Source organism: Formosa haliotis (assembly GCF_001685485.1).
Taxonomy (GTDB): Bacteria; Bacteroidota; Bacteroidia; order Flavobacteriales; family Flavobacteriaceae; genus Formosa; species Formosa haliotis.
Map to the genome: position 1 here is coordinate 3,048,619 of NZ_BDEL01000001.1, position 17,196 is coordinate 3,065,814.

18 protein-coding genes and 1 pseudogene are annotated in these 17,196 nt (G+C 34.4%); all 19 read left to right on the plus strand.

The window, feature by feature from the left end; all coding sequences use genetic code 11:
• Positions 1 to 49 precede the first annotated feature (49 nt).
• The 19 genes and pseudogenes from gcvH (at position 50) to tsaB (ending at position 17,043) form a co-directional block, all read left to right on the plus strand.
• A complete protein-coding gene (gene gcvH / locus A9D35_RS12665; protein ID WP_066223572.1) occupies positions 50 to 430 on the plus strand; it encodes a glycine cleavage system protein GcvH in 381 nt (126 codons plus the stop codon).
• On the plus strand, positions 423 to 803 hold the full coding sequence (locus A9D35_RS12670; protein WP_235817978.1) for a VanZ family protein: 381 nt from the start codon (positions 423 to 425) through the stop codon (positions 801 to 803). Before gcvH ends, A9D35_RS12670 begins: the two co-directional genes overlap by 8 nt.
• 60 nt (positions 804 to 863) lie before the next feature.
• Positions 864 to 1,583: an energy transducer TonB gene (locus tag A9D35_RS12675; RefSeq protein ID WP_066223573.1), complete on the plus strand. Its 720-nt coding sequence runs from the start codon at positions 864 to 866 to the stop codon at positions 1,581 to 1,583.
• A 130-nt stretch (positions 1,584 to 1,713) separates the two neighbouring features.
• A complete protein-coding gene (gene remB / locus A9D35_RS12680; protein ID WP_066223574.1) occupies positions 1,714 to 3,825 on the plus strand; it encodes a gliding motility outer membrane protein RemB in 2,112 nt (703 codons plus the stop codon).
• 130 nt (positions 3,826 to 3,955) lie between these two features.
• A pseudogene (gene cyoE, locus A9D35_RS12685) lies at positions 3,956 to 4,782 on the plus strand (heme o synthase).
• A gap of 1 nt (position 4,783) precedes the next feature.
• Positions 4,784 to 5,365, plus strand: coding sequence for a cytochrome c oxidase subunit 3 (locus tag A9D35_RS12690; RefSeq protein ID WP_066223576.1), 582 nt, complete (start codon positions 4,784 to 4,786; stop codon positions 5,363 to 5,365).
• Positions 5,366 to 5,409: 44 nt separating this feature from the next.
• Positions 5,410 to 6,390, plus strand: a complete 981-nt coding sequence (locus A9D35_RS12695; RefSeq protein ID WP_066223578.1) for a cytochrome c oxidase subunit 3 — start codon at positions 5,410 to 5,412, stop codon at positions 6,388 to 6,390.
• A gap of 25 nt (positions 6,391 to 6,415) precedes the next feature.
• Entirely contained in the window at positions 6,416 to 6,796 is a 381-nt protein-coding gene (locus A9D35_RS12700) for a cytochrome C oxidase subunit IV family protein (RefSeq protein ID WP_066223580.1), read from the plus strand.
• Between the two features lie 141 nt (positions 6,797 to 6,937).
• Positions 6,938 to 7,654: a hypothetical protein gene (locus A9D35_RS12705; protein ID WP_066226079.1), complete on the plus strand. Its 717-nt coding sequence runs from the start codon at positions 6,938 to 6,940 to the stop codon at positions 7,652 to 7,654.
• Positions 7,647 to 8,393 carry an SCO family protein gene (locus A9D35_RS12710; protein WP_066223582.1) on the plus strand — a complete coding sequence of 249 codons (747 nt, stop codon included), beginning with the start codon at positions 7,647 to 7,649 and terminating at the stop codon, positions 8,391 to 8,393. Before A9D35_RS12705 ends, A9D35_RS12710 begins: the two co-directional genes overlap by 8 nt.
• Positions 8,386 to 8,934, plus strand: a complete 549-nt coding sequence (locus A9D35_RS12715; protein ID WP_066223583.1) for a DUF420 domain-containing protein — start codon at positions 8,386 to 8,388, stop codon at positions 8,932 to 8,934. The genes A9D35_RS12710 and A9D35_RS12715 overlap by 8 nt, the downstream gene beginning before the upstream one ends.
• Complete coding sequence (locus A9D35_RS12720; protein ID WP_066223584.1) at positions 8,934 to 9,155, plus strand: hypothetical protein; 222 nt, start codon at positions 8,934 to 8,936, stop codon at positions 9,153 to 9,155. Before A9D35_RS12715 ends, A9D35_RS12720 begins: the two co-directional genes overlap by 1 nt.
• Positions 9,156 to 9,285: 130 nt before the next feature.
• The gene (locus A9D35_RS12725; protein ID WP_066223586.1) at positions 9,286 to 9,987 is read left to right on the plus strand and encodes an ABC transporter ATP-binding protein; all 702 of its coding nucleotides are present in this window, start codon (positions 9,286 to 9,288) and stop codon (positions 9,985 to 9,987) included.
• A complete protein-coding gene (locus tag A9D35_RS12730) occupies positions 9,980 to 11,224 on the plus strand; it encodes an ABC transporter permease (RefSeq protein WP_066223587.1) in 1,245 nt (414 codons plus the stop codon). Before A9D35_RS12725 ends, A9D35_RS12730 begins: the two co-directional genes overlap by 8 nt.
• Position 11,225: 1 nt before the next feature.
• Positions 11,226 to 12,485 carry an ABC transporter permease gene (locus A9D35_RS12735; protein ID WP_066223588.1) on the plus strand — a complete coding sequence of 420 codons (1,260 nt, stop codon included), beginning with the start codon at positions 11,226 to 11,228 and terminating at the stop codon, positions 12,483 to 12,485.
• Positions 12,486 to 12,506: 21 nt separating this feature from the next.
• On the plus strand, positions 12,507 to 13,664 hold the full coding sequence (locus A9D35_RS12740; RefSeq protein ID WP_066223591.1) for an efflux RND transporter periplasmic adaptor subunit: 1,158 nt from the start codon (positions 12,507 to 12,509) through the stop codon (positions 13,662 to 13,664).
• 51 nt (positions 13,665 to 13,715) lie between these two features.
• Positions 13,716 to 15,068, plus strand: a complete 1,353-nt coding sequence (locus A9D35_RS12745; RefSeq protein WP_066223593.1) for a TolC family protein — start codon at positions 13,716 to 13,718, stop codon at positions 15,066 to 15,068.
• 3 nt (positions 15,069 to 15,071) lie between these two features.
• Positions 15,072 to 16,340, plus strand: coding sequence for an efflux RND transporter periplasmic adaptor subunit (locus tag A9D35_RS12750; protein ID WP_066223595.1), 1,269 nt, complete (start codon positions 15,072 to 15,074; stop codon positions 16,338 to 16,340).
• 28 nt (positions 16,341 to 16,368) lie between these two features.
• Positions 16,369 to 17,043 carry a tRNA (adenosine(37)-N6)-threonylcarbamoyltransferase complex dimerization subunit type 1 TsaB gene (tsaB, locus tag A9D35_RS12755; RefSeq protein ID WP_066223597.1) on the plus strand — a complete coding sequence of 225 codons (675 nt, stop codon included), beginning with the start codon at positions 16,369 to 16,371 and terminating at the stop codon, positions 17,041 to 17,043.
• Positions 17,044 to 17,196: the final 153 nt, after the last annotated feature.

Here is a 17,196-nt window from a genome sequence, read left to right on the forward strand (position 1 = left end):
GGTCGCGAATAAATACATTTGTTAAACCTAATTAAAATAGAAATATAAAATGAATATTCCATCAGAATTAAAGTACACTAAAGACCACGAGTGGGTAAAAATTGAAGACGACATCGCAACTGTAGGTATCACCGATTTTGCACAAAGCGAATTAGGAGACATCGTTTATGTTGAGGTTGAAACCGTAGACGAAACTTTAAATATAGAAGAAGTTTTTGGAACTGTTGAAGCTGTAAAAACAGTTTCAGATTTATTTTTACCATTATCTGGGGAAATTATTGAATTTAACGAAAGATTGGAAGACGAGCCTGAAATCGTAAATTCAGATCCTTATAGAGACGGATGGATGATTAAAATTAAATTTAACAACCCATCAGAGTTAGAAACATTGCTTTCAGATGAAGATTATAAGGCTTTAGTTGGTGCTTAATAAACGCCTACTAATACCAGCTGCAATTTTTTATACCCTTGTTTTATCAACGGTAAGCCTAATTAATTTAGGCAATTTAACAGCAGGAACTCCAAAAAACAGCGATAAAGCGTTTCATTTTTTGGCATATTGTTTGTTAGCATTAGTATGGTATGTAGTGTTTAAAATAGGTTTTAAATGGCCGAAAACCAAATCATTAGTTACATCTGGTATTGTTTCTATATGTTTTGGAATCTTAATTGAATGCCTTCAAGGTGGGTTTACCCAAAGCAGACAATTTGATGTTTTAGACATAGTAGCGAATAGCACTGGTGTTTTTTTAATGCTCATTATTTTGGCATTTATTAAAAAAACTAATTATAAAAAAATATAAACGTTTGCTTTTTTGCCAAATAAATGGTTATTTTAGCAATCCTGAAAACAAGATATTATTATGGAACTTAAGAAAAACCCTAAAGCAAATGTTTCCCGTAACAGCGCTTTATACTTTGCAATTGGTTTAGCTTTAATGTTAGCCTTAACTAATTTTGCAATTAATTACAAAAGCTACGATAAAGAGGCTATCGATATTGGTATGATTAATATGGATCAAGAATTGGAAGAAGAAATTCCAATTACTGAACAAATAAAAACGCCACCACCTCCACCACCGCCACCAGCAGCACCTGAAGTTATTGAGGTTGTAAAAGATGAGGTAGAAGTTGAGGAAACTGTAATTGAGTCTACAGAAACAAGTCAAGAAGAAGAAATTGCTGAGGTAGAAGAAGTTGTTGTAGAAGAGGTGGAAGAAGATGTTGAGGTACCATTCTCTATTATTGAAAACGTTCCTGTATTCCCAGGATGTGAAAAAGGAGATAACAATGCTAAAAAAGCTTGTATGTCTGAGAAAATTTCAAAATTCGTAGGGAAAAACTTTAATACAGATTTAGCGGGTGAATTAGGTTTATCAGGAAGACAACGTATTAATGTGATCTTTAAAATCGACAAAAAAGGAAATATTACAGGGGTACGTGCTAGAGCACCACATCCTAAATTAGAGCAAGAGGCTGCACGTGTAATTAATAAATTACCACAAATGAAGCCAGGTATGCAACGTGGTAAGGCGGTAATTGTACCTTACTCACTTCCAATCGTATTCCAAGTACAAGATTAAATTATAAGTGTTTAAATATTAAAATCCCGATACATATTGTGTCGGGATTTTTTTTGTCTTCATTTTTTTAATTTCAGAGTACTCAAAAAATAGTATCTTTCGGCCCTTAACTATCAGCCGCAATTTTTATATGAGACTATTAATTGTAATGTTACTACTCGTTCTACCAATACGACAGTATGCACAACAACCACAATTAGAACAACCTTTTTTAGAAAAACCTCCCGTATTTAATCAGTGCGAAAACTCGAATTTCGATGAGCTTCAAGCGTGTTTCGATAAAACGGTTTTCCATACCATTTACGATAACTTTCAAGTGCCAGAAGAGGTGGTTAACAACCAGTATAAGGGTGAGATTGTCGTGCTTTTCGAGGTCGATAAAGAAGGGGTTTTTAAAGCGTTTTACACCGATGCTGTGTACAATTCTCTTCAAGAAGAGGCTAAGCGTGTGTTTACATTACTTCCAAAAATTCAACCGGCTACATTTAACGGGAAACCTATAGCTAAACAGTATTCTTTAACTATTAAAATTCCGTTAGTAGCCTATCTGGACCAAACGGAAACGGCAAGCCCTGTTAAAACTGTAAACCCCATAGAGGAACGTGTAAAAAATGAATTAGACAGTATCAATAAGTCGGTTAAATTCAATACAAAAAAACAGTTTAGTAGTACCTTGAATATTCCGTTTAATCATAGTTATTATGCGAAATTCGATAGACAAATAAATCTTGTTGGTACAAATAGTCACACGGCCTCGAAACCTTTAATGTATAGCGATGTCAATACCTACTACGATTTTGAAGCTGAACAAAATAAAACTAAAAAGGATGTATCAACCTGGTTAGGGCGAAAATTTTGGAACGATCATTTGGTAGAGCTTGAAGGTAAAAACTATTGGTTTTTATTAGATCCTGTATTCGACCTTCAAATTGGAAAAGATACCGAAGCCGATTTTTCTTCTACATTTATGAATACTAGAGGGATTGTGTTTCAAGGAGGATTAGGAAAACATTTTAGTTTTTATACCTCATTCTATGAAAGTCAGGGGCGTTTTGCACAGTATTTTAACACCTATGCCGAAAGCATTAAAGCTTGGGGGCCAGATCCTGCTTTAATTCCAGGTAGAGGTATTGCCAAAGGTTACAAGGACAATGCATACGATTTTCCGGTGGCGGAAGCATACATGTCTTACACGCCAGCCAAGTTTCTAAACTTGCAGTTTGGTAGTGGTAAAAATTTTATTGGAGACGGTTACCGATCGCTATTACTTAGCGATGTGGCTACGCCAACACCCTTTTTAAAACTTAATGTTTCTTTCTGGAAATTAAAATATACAAGTACCTGGATTTGGGGAAAAGATGTTAGGCCAGAAGTTACTGTAGATAAAACCTATTTAACTAAGTATATGTCGAATCATTATTTGAGTTTAAACATTACCAAACGCTTAAATATTGGGTTGTTTGAATCTGTGGTGTGGAGCAATACTAACGATAGGGGGTTTGATGTGAATTATTTAAACCCGATAATTTTTTTAAGAGCTGTAGAATTTGAAACTGGACAAGGAGCCGGAAATGCCATACTTGGATTTACCTCTAAATATAAGCTGAACGATGACATGAATTTATACGGACAATTTATTTTAGATGAGTTTTCGTTAAGCGATGTTACAGCAGGGGAAAAAAGCTGGAAGAATAAATTTGGATTTCAATTAGGATATAAGTATTTCAATGCCTTTAAGGTTGATAATTTATTGCTTCAAGCAGAGTATAATCAAGTAAGACCTTATACATATTCTCATAATACCATAGTTTTAAACTACGGTAATTATAATCAGTCTATGGCACATTTATGGGGGGCTAATTTTAGAGAGTTTATTTTAATAGGACGATATAATTATAAACGCTGGTCGGCAGATGCCAAGTTAATTTTTGGAGTAAGAGGATTAGATTTTGATAAGGCAGAAGACGATTATAGTTATGGAGGCGACATTTATCGCGATTATAACGATAGACCTTACGATACCAATGTTAAAATTGGACAAGGAATTAAAACAAAAACTATAAATGCCGAATTGCAAGCTGGCTATTTAATTAACCCTGCAACAAATTTAAAAGTATTTACAAATATAAGTTACCGAAATTTCAATCCAGACGCTACTACAGCCACCACTTTTAAGAGTAATACCGTGTGGTTTAATGTTGGATTACGCAGCGATCTATTTAATTGGTATTTTGATTTGTAGAATTAACTTTTCAAAGTATATTTGCGCACTTTGAATTTATTAAAACGATTAAGTAATCGATACCTTGGCTAGTACACAAACGTCCGTAAAGACACATTCCCTAATTTCAGATTTTAAAGAAATCACCAAGATGCGCTTATCTTTAAGTGTGGTGTTTTCTTCATTAGCCGGTTATTTATTGGGGGTAGATGTGGTAGATTTAAAAACATTGGTGCTTTTGGCCTTTGGAGGATACTTTATGGTAGGAGCATCGAATGCGTTTAATCAAATTATAGAAAAGGACCTCGATGCTTTAATGGATCGTACAAAAGATCGTCCGGTACCGGCAGGAAGAATGTCTGTTAATACAGCTTTTATAATTGCATCTATATTCACCCTTCTAGGCGTTATCGTTTTATATGCTATAAACCCTAAAACAGCTATGTTTGGGGCTATTTCTATATTTATTTACACCTGCGTCTATACGCCTTTAAAAACCAAAACACCATTATCTGTTTTTGTAGGCGCTATTCCCGGAGCAATACCTTTCATGTTAGGATGGGTTGCAGCAACCAATAATTTTGGAATTGAACCGGGGGTATTATTTATGTTGCAATTTTTCTGGCAATTCCCTCACTTTTGGGCTATTGGTTGGTTTTTATACGACGATTATAAGAAAGGTGGATTTTTTATGTTGCCAACCGGGAAACGAGACAAAGGGACTGCGGTACAAACCATAATGTATACCATTTGGACCATTATAATTTCTATTATCCCTGCTTTTGGCTTTACAGGTAAATTATTTTTAACGCCATTCGCTGCAGTTATTGTATTTTTGTTCGGATTGGTTATGCTTTACTATGCATTGCAGTTATTTAAAAAATGACGGCTGTTGCTGCAAAGCAATTAATGTTGGCGAGTGTTTCGTACATCACACTAATACAAATCATTTACGTATTAGATAAATTTTTAAGATAGCATGGATTTAACACAGGGTACTATAGAAGAAAAAACATACAGAGCTAAAAAAGTAATGCTTTGGTTTGGTATTATTTCTTTAATTATGTCGTTTGCAGGATGGACAAGTGCGTTTATTGTTAGTAGTACACGCCCAGATTGGCTATCAGATTTTCAACTTCCAAATGCTTTTTTAGTTAGTACCATTTTAATTTTATTAAGTAGTGCCACCTTCTTTATGGCAAAACAAATGCTTAAAAAAGGGAATAGACAAGCTACAACGATACTCTTGTTGGTAACCTTAGGCCTAGGGATTGCATTTGTTGTTAACCAATTTGCAGGGTTCAGACAAATTATAGAAGCAGGTTACAATTTTACCGGTCCAACTAGTAATATTACAATGTCTTATGTGTATATTATTGCAGTAATGCATATTATTCACGTTATTGTGGGCTTAATTTGCCTTATAGTTGTAATTTATAATCATTTTAAACAAAAGTATAGTGCCTCGAAAATGCTTGGTTTTGAACTTGCAGCGACTTTCTGGCATTTCGTAGATTTTCTATGGGTTTACCTCTTTTTGTTTTTATATTTCTTTAAATAAATAATTTGTATATTTTTGACTAACCATAAAACCAATTAATTAATATGAATACTACAGTTGTAAATACTGGAACCGAAGGTAAAACTTGGGGCGGTGGTAACGAACCACTTCGCGCAAGTTATGGTAAAATGATGATGTGGTTTTTCATCGTTTCCGATGCCTTAACTTTCTCTGGCTTTTTAGCAGCCTACGGATTTTCAAGATTTAAATTTATCGATTCATGGCCTATAGCAGATGAGGTGTTTACACACGTTCCGTTTCTACATGGTCAGGATTTACCAATGATTTATGTTGCTTTCATGACGTTTATCTTAATTATGTCGTCTGTTACTATGGTACTTGCCGTAGATGCAGGACATCATTTAAATAAACAAAAAGTAACGATTTACATGTTTTTAACCATTATAGGTGGTATCATTTTCGTTGGATCTCAAGCTTGGGAATGGAAAACATTTATTACAGGTGAATATGGTGCTGTACAAACACGTTCTGGTAACTTACTTCAATTTGTAGATACAGATGGTCATCGTGTAGCTATTAGCGATTTCGCTATACCAGCACACGGAGAACGTGTACAACATGAAAGAAATAAAGGACTTTGGTTTACAAATGAAGCATCGCTTCCTCCATTTTCTGTAGATGAAGTTGTAAAAGGTTTAGAGGCTAACGAACATGTTTTAGTAAGAACAGAATTACTAAACGAAGAAGGTCAAAAAACAGTATTATCAAGAGCAGAATCTTTAAGACAATTAAAATCTCACGGACAGCTAGTTGTTCAAGGTGCTAATCTTGAAGTAAACGAATATGGGAAACCTATTTTTGCAGATTTCTTCTTCTTCATTACAGGATTCCACGGGTTTCACGTACTTTCTGGAGTGATCTTAAACATTATTATTTTCTTTAATGTTATTATTGGTACTTACGAAAGACGTAGAAGTTACGAAATGGTTGAAAAGGTTGGTTTATACTGGCACTTTGTAGATTTAGTTTGGGTATTTGTATTTACATTCTTCTACCTAGTTTAATTTTAAAATATAATCTTTTAGAAAAATGGCACACGCACATAAATTAGAAATATTTAGAGGGGCAATTAAATTTAAATCGAATACAGATAAAATCTGGGGTGTATTAATTTTATTGTCGGTAGTTACCGCTGTAGAAGTTGTTTTGGGTATTTACAAGCCTGAAATTCTTATGGGGCATATTTTTGGAATGAAAATTTTAAACTGGATTTTCATTATTTTAACCTTAGTTAAAGCCTATTATATTACATGGGACTTTATGCATATGCGAGATGAAACTCCAGGACTAAGACGTGCTGTAGTTTGGACGGCTATATTCTTAATCTGCTATTTAATGTTTATTTTATTAACTGAAGGTGGATATATAGAACATGTGTATTCTTCAGGATATATGACTCACGATTTTTAAAATACTTTAAGTGTTAAAAGATAGTATAAGGGCGGTTTATTAAACCGTCTTTTTTATTTTTGCCCGAGATTTAAAACTGTCTTAAATAGTTTTTGTCGGCATCAGAATAAAATGTCTAATGCCATTATTAAAGCCCAAATTATGAACACGAAACAAATAAAAAGAAATGCGATATTAGGTATTTTGTTTTTTCTGCCTGTTACCTTTTTATTGTTTTTATATCCAGCAAAACACAATTACAATACTTTAGATGTGTTAACTAATGGAGTTCTCGATTTAAACGGGTTTTCTTCAGATGCCGATGCACCAATTCTTTTAGAAGATCATTTAACGGTTTTAGGATTCTTCGGAATGCATCCTATAGGAAAACATACTACGGCTTCAAATCTTAAAGAACTCGTTTACGATAAATTTAAAGGATTTAAAAAATTTCAAATAGTTATAGTACTTCCTGAAGGCACCGAAGAAGAAGCCCGAACTTTAAAGGCAGAACTAATGAAATACGAAGAACTTAAATTCTGGCATTTTGTATATGGCTCGCCTAATAGTATTAAAGCCATTCACCAAAGCCTTAATGTACCCGATGCATTAGATGCCAATTTAGCCACAGACCATGTTTATATTATAGATAACGAGTTAAGTTTAAGAGGGCGTTTAGATGATAGAACAGATAACGAATTGGCAAGTAAAAAGCCAGTCTACCAAAAAGCGTCTTACGATGCGATTAAAGTAGCCGATTTAAAAAATAAAATGAGTGAAGATGTTAGAGTCTTGTTTACCGAATATCGTCAAAAACGTAAAGGTAATTTCGATTCTACATCGCGCCGAGCAAACGATTTAAAAGGAACAGATGAGTAGTAAAACTAATTATTCGTATATAGGTATAGCCTTTATTATTTTAGTATTCGGAATTATTTTTATTCCGAAAATTGTCGACAGAATTAAAAATAACGATGTCTCGCGTAGCGATAGAATGAGTAATGTGCCCGATAATCATTATTCATCTAAAGAAAAATTAGCATTTTTAGAAATAAACGGTGAAGCAAAAAAAGTACCTGAATTTAGCTTTACTAATCAGGATGGAAAAACCATTACCAACACCGACTATCTAGGGAAAGTCTATGTGGTTGAATTTTTCTTTACTACATGCCCAACTATTTGCCCGATTATGAGCGAGAATTTAATTCAAATTCAAGATCGATTTAAATCTATAGACAATTTTGGGGTAGCGTCATTTACCATAAACCCAAGTCATGATACCCCAGAAGTTTTAAAAGAGTATGCCGAAAAATATGGGATCACCAATCCGAATTGGAATTTACTTACCGGAGATCGCGAAGCTATTTACAATTTAGCTAATCTTGGTTTTAATTTATATACTGCCGAAGAGGAGGGAGCTGCAGGTGGCTTCGAGCATTCTGGAAATTTCGCTTTAATAGATAAAAATGGATTTATAAGATCTAGAACAGATGCTTATGGGAATCCTAAAATATACTATAGAGGAACCATTACCGAAAAAGCAAAGTACGATGAAGATGGGGAAGAGGAAGAAATCACGATGCTTAAAGAAGATATTAAAAAGCTATTAAATGAATAATTCAGAATACATTGTAGATTCTAAAAAGGCAGCAAAATATAATAAATGGATTATTGTTTTATCTGTTGTTATCCCTATTGCGGTGGCTGTTTTATTTGGTGTTAAAATTCCAAATGTAGAGCCTTTATGGTTTTTACCTCCAATTTATGCGAGTATAAACGCTATAACTGCCGTTGTTTTGGTGCTCGCCTTTCTGGCAATTAAAAAGAAAAATGTAAAAAAGCACGAGTTGTTAATTAAGGTAGCCATGACGTTATCTGTTATATTTTTAGTGTTGTACGTGGCATACCATATGACTAGCGATTCTACAAAATTTGGTGGTGAAGGGGCTATAAAATATGTGTACTACTTTATTTTATTTACTCATATAGTGCTATCTATAGTTGTTATTCCGTTTGTGCTAATTACGTATGTACGCGGTATTACAAACGATATTGCCCGACATAGAAAAATTGCAAAAATTACGTTTCCACTGTGGTTATATGTAGCCGTAACAGGAGTGTTGGTTTATGCTTTAATATCACCTTATTATACATTTTAATGAAAAAACGCTATATCATTTTAATGGTTTTCATTTTGGCGGTCTCACTTTCTGCAGAGGCCCAATGTGCCATGTGTAGAGCTGTCTTAGAAACTGAAGAGGGTCAAGGTACAGCAAAAGGAATAAATGATGGTATAGTGTATTTAATGGCTATTCCGTACATATTGGTAGGGGGAATTAGTTATGTAATGTATATGAAATTCTTCAGAACAAAAAAATAATTCACTTTAGGGTGTAACAATTTTCCAGATTAGCAGTCTAATTAATGATTGTATATACAAAAGTCTTAACACTTTTTTAGTATACAATAATTTGGGTTTTGTTTAACATTGCACCTCTAAGCTAGCTAATATGATTGAAATTAAAGATTTACATAAATCTTACCATATGGGAAGTAACACACTTCACGTTTTAAAAGGTATAGATTTTAGTGTTAAAGAAGGCGAATTGGTTTCTATAATGGGGTCTTCAGGATCTGGTAAATCTACACTACTTAATATCTTAGGAATGCTAGACGAAGCCGATTCTGGTAGTTATACACTAGATGGTTTTCCTATTAAAAATTTAAACGAAAAGATTGCGGCGAACTACCGTAATAAATTTCTTGGTTTTATATTCCAATCCTTTAATCTTATCAATTATAAATCTGCTCTAGATAATGTTGCTATGCCTTTATATTATCAAGGTATGAAACGTAAAGAGCGTATAGATAAAGCAGCACATTATTTAGAAAAAGTAGGCTTGGCAGATTGGTCTCATCACTTACCAAACGAAATGTCTGGAGGTCAAAAACAACGTGTGGCGATAGCTCGAGCTTTGGCAAGCGATCCGAAAGTACTTTTAGCCGATGAGCCAACGGGAGCTTTAGATACAAAAACATCTTACGAGGTTATGGACCTTATTCAGGGGATTAACGAGGAAGGAAAAACCATTCTTATTGTAACTCACGAGCCCGATATTGCACAAATGACGAAGCGTATTGTGAATTTAAAAGATGGCTTAATTATAAATGACACCAAAGTAGAACAAGTTAGAGCTTTAGCAAATGTTTGATATTGAACGTTGGCAAGAAATTTTTGAAACCTTAAGAAAAAACAAGCTAAGAACCTTTCTTACTGGGCTTTCTGTGGCTTCGGGTATTTTTATTTTGGTTATTCTTTTAGGTTTCAGTAAAGGTATTCAAAATGGTGTAACCTCTCAGTTTGAACGCGATGCATCAAACTTGATAAGTATCCGGCCGGGACTAACCACCAAGGAGTATAAAGGTTTAAACCCTGGACGACAAATTCAATTTAAAAACAGCGATTTTAATACCATATCAAGGAAATACGCTAACGAAATAGAATATAAATCTGCCTACTATACCATTTGGGGTGGATTGGTAAATTATAAAAATGAATCGGGGAATTACAGAATTCAAGGTATTTTACCTGGCAATCAGTTTATAGAAAATGCAGATATTGGCCAAGGGCGTTTCATAAATTATTCCGATGTAGAAGAATCTAAAAAAGTGGCTGTAATAGGAAATCGGGTAAAAAAGGATTTGTTTAAAGACGAAGATCCTATAAATAAAGACATTTCGGTTTACGGTATAAGTTATAAGGTGGTAGGTGTGTTTTTTGATCCAGGAGGAGAACGCGACGAAAGTAAAGTCTTTCTGCCATTATCATCGGCACAGCTTGCTTTTAATGGTTCCGATAAAATTAGAAACATGATGTTTACTCTAAAAATGTCGGACAATTTTGATACGGCAGTCGAAGAATCAGAGGCGATAACTCAAGCTATGTTAACCGATTTAAGAGCGCAACATACCGTTTCTCCAGACGATATTAGTGCCATTCGTGTACATAATACCATGGAAGAAGCTAAGAAAATTTATACACTTATTGGAACCATTTCTGCGGTCTTTTGGTTTGTAGGTATTGGTACCATTATCGCTGGTGTAGTAGGGGTGGGAAATATCATGCTTATTATTGTGAAAGAGCGAACCAAAGAGATAGGAATACGTAAAGCATTGGGTGCCCAGCCGTGGTCTATTGTTGGTATGATTCTTCAGGAATCTGTTTTTGTAACTATGTTTTCGGGTTTGTTTGGGTTAATTCTAGGACTCGGTTTGCTGGAAATAGCAGGGCCATTAATTGAAAGTGATTTTATAAAATATCCGCAAGTAGATTTCAACACCGCTTTAACAACCGTGTTTATTTTGGTGTTTGCGGGCGCATTAGCAGGATTCTTTCCGGCGTATCGTGCGGCACAAATTAAACCAATAATAGCTTTAAGAGACGAGTAATATGTTTAGTAAAGATAGATGGGATGAAATATTAGAAGCCTTAAGTGCAAACAAGTTTAGAACCTTGTTAACTGCTTTTGGTGTCTTTTGGGGTATTACAATTTTGGTGCTTTTATTGGCGTTAACCAATGGTTTAAAAAATGGAGTAACTGCCGATTTCGGAAATTTTGCTACAAACTCCATGTTTATGTGGACGCAGCGAACTTCCATTTCGTATAAAGGAATGCCAAAAGGACGGACCTTCAATTATAAATTAGAAGATGTTGAAGCTTTAAAATCTGAAATTCCAGAACTTAAATATGTGTCGCCAAGAAATCAGTTAGGCGGATTTAACGGAGCGAATAATGTAACTCGTGGTACCAAAACAGGAGCTTTCCAAGTAAACGGAGATTACCCCGAATTTATTAAACAACAACCCTTAGATATAACCGATGGACGTTTTATAAGCTATTCCGATATTAATGCGAAACGTAAATCGTGCGTTATTGGTACCGACGTTGTAAAAGGGCTTTACAATAAAGGCGAAAATCCATTGGGTACCTATATTAAAATTAACGGAGTAAACTTTATGGTGGTTGGTACGTTTAAAACGAGTAATTCTCAAGGCGACCAAGAAGAAGACGCTAATACTATTTATGTGCCATTTACATCGTTTGGCCAAGCTTTTAATACAGGAAATAATGTGGGCTGGATGGCTATTACGGGGCAAGATGGCATAAGTATAACAAGTTTAAAACCTAAAATTTTCGATGTTATAAAAGCGAGACATAAAATAGATCCCAAAGACGATCGCGCCATAGGGAATTTCGACTTGTCTGAAGCCTTTGGTCGTGTAAACGGTTTGTTTGCAATCTTAGGTTTTGTAGGCTATTTTGTAGGGTCTTTAGTCCTTATGTCTGGTGTAATTGGTATTAGTAATATCATGCTAATCGTAGTAAAAGAGCGTACTAAAGAAATTGGTGTACGTCGTGCTTTAGGAGCTTCTCCATGGAGTATAAAATCGCAAATATTACAAGAGAGTTTAATTTTAACTATAGTTTCGGGTATGGTAGGGATTTCGTTTGCTGCCGGAATTATTTGGTTAATGAACTATATTTTAGATGCCAATGGCCCTGTAGAAAATTTCGCAAACCCTAGTGTTAGCATGAGTGTGGTATTTACAGCCCTATTTATATTAGTAGTTTCTGGATTATTAGCAGGTTTAATACCGGCAAATAGCGCCACAAAAATGAAACCCGTAGACGCCTTAAGAATTGATTAAAAAGTAAAGAAGTACATAAACATGAAAAGAACATCAACCGTAGTCGTATTAGTCCTAATTGTTGTCATTTTTGCAACATCTCTGTTTTATTTATGGAATAAAAATCAGGAAGATCCAATTACTTATGTTACAGAATCGCCAGTAGACCAAACCATTATTGTAAAAACGGTGGCTACAGGAAATATTGTACCTAAAGAAGAGGTACTTATTAAACCCAATATTTCGGGAGTTATAGAAGATATTTATATTGAAGCAGGAGAGTATGTTAAGTCGGGAGATTTAATAGCTAAAATTCGTGTTATTCCTAATGTGTCTTCTCTAACAAGTGCAAAAAATACTATTGCAAGTAATGAAACAGCCTTACAAACAGCAAAAATTAATTTTGAAACGCAAGAGTCGAATTATTTAAGACAAAAAACATTATTTGAAAAGGGCGTGATTTCAGAGAATGATTTTGAAGGCGTTAAAAATACCTATTTACAAACCAAGCAAGCGGTGTCGCAAGCAGAAATCAATGTAAAATCGGCAAAACAAAACTTCGATATTATTAAAACAGGAACCACTTCCGGATTAGGAAATATAGCCCAAACCTTAATTCGTTCTACGGTTTCAGGAATGGTTTTAGATGTGCCTGTTAAAGCAGGAAATCAGGTTATAGAAGCAAATAATTTTAACGAAGGGACTTCGATTGCCTCTTTGGCCGATATTAATAAAATGATTTTTGAAGGTAAAGTTGATGAAAGTGAAGTAGGAAAAATAAAAGAAAATTTGCCTTTAGAAATTACGGTTGGAGCCATTGAAAACAAGAAATTCGATGCGGTTTTAGATTATATCGCGCCAAAAGGGGTTGAAGAAAACGGAGCCATTCAATTTGAAATAAAAGGAAGTTTAAAAAAGACAGATAGTACATTTATCCGTGCAGGCTTAAGTGCCAATGCTTCTATTATTTTAGATAAGGCAGAAAATGTTTTAGCCATAAAAGAAGCTTTGGTGCAATACGATGATAAAACCAAAAAACCATTTGTAGAAGTGGAAACTGCCAATCAGAAATTTGAAAGAAAAGATGTGGATTTGGGTATTAGCGATGGTATTTTTGTACAGGTAAAAAACGGAATTTCGAAAGACGATAAGATTAAAGTTTGGAACCAAATTCAAGGGACTCCAAAATATGCGCAATAAAATGACTTTGCGTGTAACACTTTTAACTATTTTTAGACTGATAATGTAATTATGAAAAAAATAACCCTTTTAGGCCTTTTCCTTTTTAGTGGAATAACGATATATGCCCAAGACCATAAAAAATGGACCATTGAAGAATGTGTCGATTATGCCCTAGAAAATAATATTACCATTAAGCAATCGGAATTAGATACGCAATTAGCCGATATCGATAAATCGCAAGCGGTTATGAATTTCCTACCGTCATTAAGTGCAAACACATCGTTTAACATTAATACTGGTGCCAACGTAAACCCGGCAACAAACCAGTTCGAAAATCAGACGTTTAGATCGGCTAATGGAGGCGTAAATTCCGGCGTGAATTTATTTTCTGGATTACAAAATTGGAAAAATTTACAGCGTTCAAAAATTAATATAATCGCATCGCAATATCAACTAGATAAAATGCGCGATGATATTTCAATTTTTGTTGCCAATGCCTTTGTTCAGATTTTATTCAACAAAGAACAAATAAAAGTATTAGAAGCACAGAATAAAATCACCAAAGAAAATTTAGAACGTACTAAAGAATTAGTAGAAGCGGGTGTGTTACCACAAGGTGATATGCTAGAAATTAAAGCTACAGATGCCACACAAATACAACAAATAATAGCAGCCGAAAACGATTTGTTTATCTCAAAAATAGGTTTGGCTCAACTCTTATTAATAGAAGATTATAAGAATTTCGATATTGCAGAAGTCGATTATGGTTTATTTCCAGATGCCATTTTAAATGAAGATGCTTCCACGATTATAGCTAAAGCCAAACAAGTGGTTTACGATGTTAAAGTAGCAGAAGCGAGTTTAGAATTGGCCGAGAAGGATTTAGAGTTAGCAAGAACACAATATTACCCAAAGTTAAGTGCGTTTATGGGGTATAGCACACGTTGGTCGAGTACCAATATAGATCCTGTTACGGGAGGTAACATGGCGTTTATAGATCAATTATATACTTTCGATGGAACTTCTTTTGGGGTGCAACTTAGCGTGCCAATTTTTAGTAATTTAACAACTAGAAATAATGTAAAACGAAGCAAAGTTAATGTTGAGCGTAACAAATACTTGTTAGAACAGGCCAATTTAGATTTAGAATCTAAAGTTTACCAAGCTTATAACGATGCTAAAAACGCAAAAAAATCTTACGAAGCAGCTATGCAAACTGCCGAAGCTAGAAAATTAGCATTCGAATATGCAGAAGAGCGCTATACGGTAGGATTAACCAATGCATTCGATTTTAACCAATCGTCAATTCAGTATGAAAATGCGCAATCTGATGTGGTTAGAACCAAATATGAATATATATTTAAAGTGAAAGTTTTAGAATTCTATTTCGGAATTCCTATCGATCAAATAAACCCTAACTAAACCATGAACAGGAAAAAGTTAATTCTTATTATTTCAATAATTGTTGTGTTACTAGCGCTGCTTGTCTTCGGAAAAAAAGCAGGTTGGTTCGGAAAACAAAACAATTTTAAAACGGTTGAAATTCAAGAAATATCAAAATTAGATATTATACAAACCGTGTCTGCGACTGGTAAAATTCAGCCAGAAATAGAGGTTAAACTTTCTAGTGAGGTATCTGGTGAGGTTATTGAACTACCTGTAAGAGAGGGGCAAGAAATTAAAAAAGGAGATTTATTGGTTAAAATAAATCCAGACATTTATCAGTCTAGTTTAAATCGTTCTCAAGCGACTTTACAAAATGCAAAATCTGGTTTAGACCAAGCCGAAGCATCTTTAAGAGAAGCTAAAGCTAATTATGAACGAAATAAAACATTGTTTGAAAAAGGTATTATAGCAAAAGCCGATTGGGATAAAGCTATTTCTGCTTACGAAATTGCCGAAGCTACAAAGGCATCTGCATATTATAACGTACAAAGCGCTGGAGCTACAGTTAACGAAGCAAACGATAACTTAAACAGAACCACTATTTTTTCACCAATGAGTGGTACCATCTCTAAATTAGATGTAGAATTAGGCGAGCGTGTTGTTGGTACACAACAAATGGCAGGTACCGAAATTATGCGTGTGGCCAATTTAAATAACATGGAGGTTGAGGTTGATGTCAATGAAAATGATATTGTAAAGGTTAGTATTGGCGATTCTACAATTGTAGAGGTTGATGCCTATTTAAAGAAAGAATTTAAAGGAATTGTTACTGAAATTGCAAACTCTGCCGATGGCACCTTAACCGCAGATCAGGTTACAAATTTTAAAGTAAAAGTTAGAATTTTAGAAGAATCTTATAAAGATTTAATTGAAGGGAAACCTAACTCTTACTCTCCTTTCCGTCCAGGAATGACGGCTACTGTAGATATTATTACCAAATCTCGTAAAGGTATCGTTGGAGTGCCTATTAGTGCTATTGTAATTAAAAATGATACAACAACAACCCAAACGGTAACCGATACACCAAAATCTCCTTCAGGATTAACAGAAAAGTTTGAATGTGTTTTTGTAAAAGAAGGTGAACAGGCTAAACTTCGCGTGGTTAAAACAGGAATTCAAGATAATTCTAATATCGAAATTATTTCAGGATTAGCAGAAGGCGACCAAGTTATTACCGGACCGTATAATATGGTTACCAAAACTCTAAAAAGTGGAGATAAGGTAGGTGTAGAAGAACATGGTAAATAAGAGTATTAATTTAAAGTAAACATACATCGTGGCATTACTATTAAATATAGAAACAGCAACAACAAATTGTTCGGTCTCATTATCTAAAGATGGTGAGACTTTTGCATTAAAGGAAGATAACGATAAAGGCTATTCGCATGCCGAAAGACTTCACGTTTATATTAAAGCACTATGCGATGAAAATAATATAAAACAATCTCAAATAGATGCTGTAGCGGTTAGTAAAGGCCCAGGATCTTATACAGGCTTAAGGATTGGAGTTTCTGCCGCTAAGGGGCTTTGTTTTGCGTTAGATAAACCTTTAATTTCGGTTTCTACTTTAGAAGCCTTAGCACATCAAGTAAAAACAGTGGAAGGCGTTATCGTAGCCATGTTAGACGCCCGAAGAATGGAAGTATACTCCGCTGTATACGATTCAAATTATAATGAAATTCGTCACATAGAAGCAGAAATTTTGGATGCTCATTCTTTCGAATCGTTTTTAAATGCGGGTAAAGTGTATTTTGTTGGAAATGGTGTTGAAAAAACAAAAACCCTAATTACGCATCCCAATGCTGTTTTTGTAGAGGATAAATTACCGTCTGCAAGAGAAATGGGATTATTGGCAGAGGCAAAGTACAACGCAAAGGACCTAGAAGATGTTGCGTATTTTGAACCGTATTATTTAAAAGATTTTGTGGCATTAAAGCCAAAAGCGAAATAGAGAAATTACAACATCCGTCATTCTCGTTTCGTTTAAATGAAGGTTGATATTCGCTTTTAAAGTAAATTAATATTAAGCCGGCGAGATATAAAAATTAAACAGCCGTTATCCTGAAAAGTTTCAGAATAACGGCTGTTTTGTTTATTAAGTTTA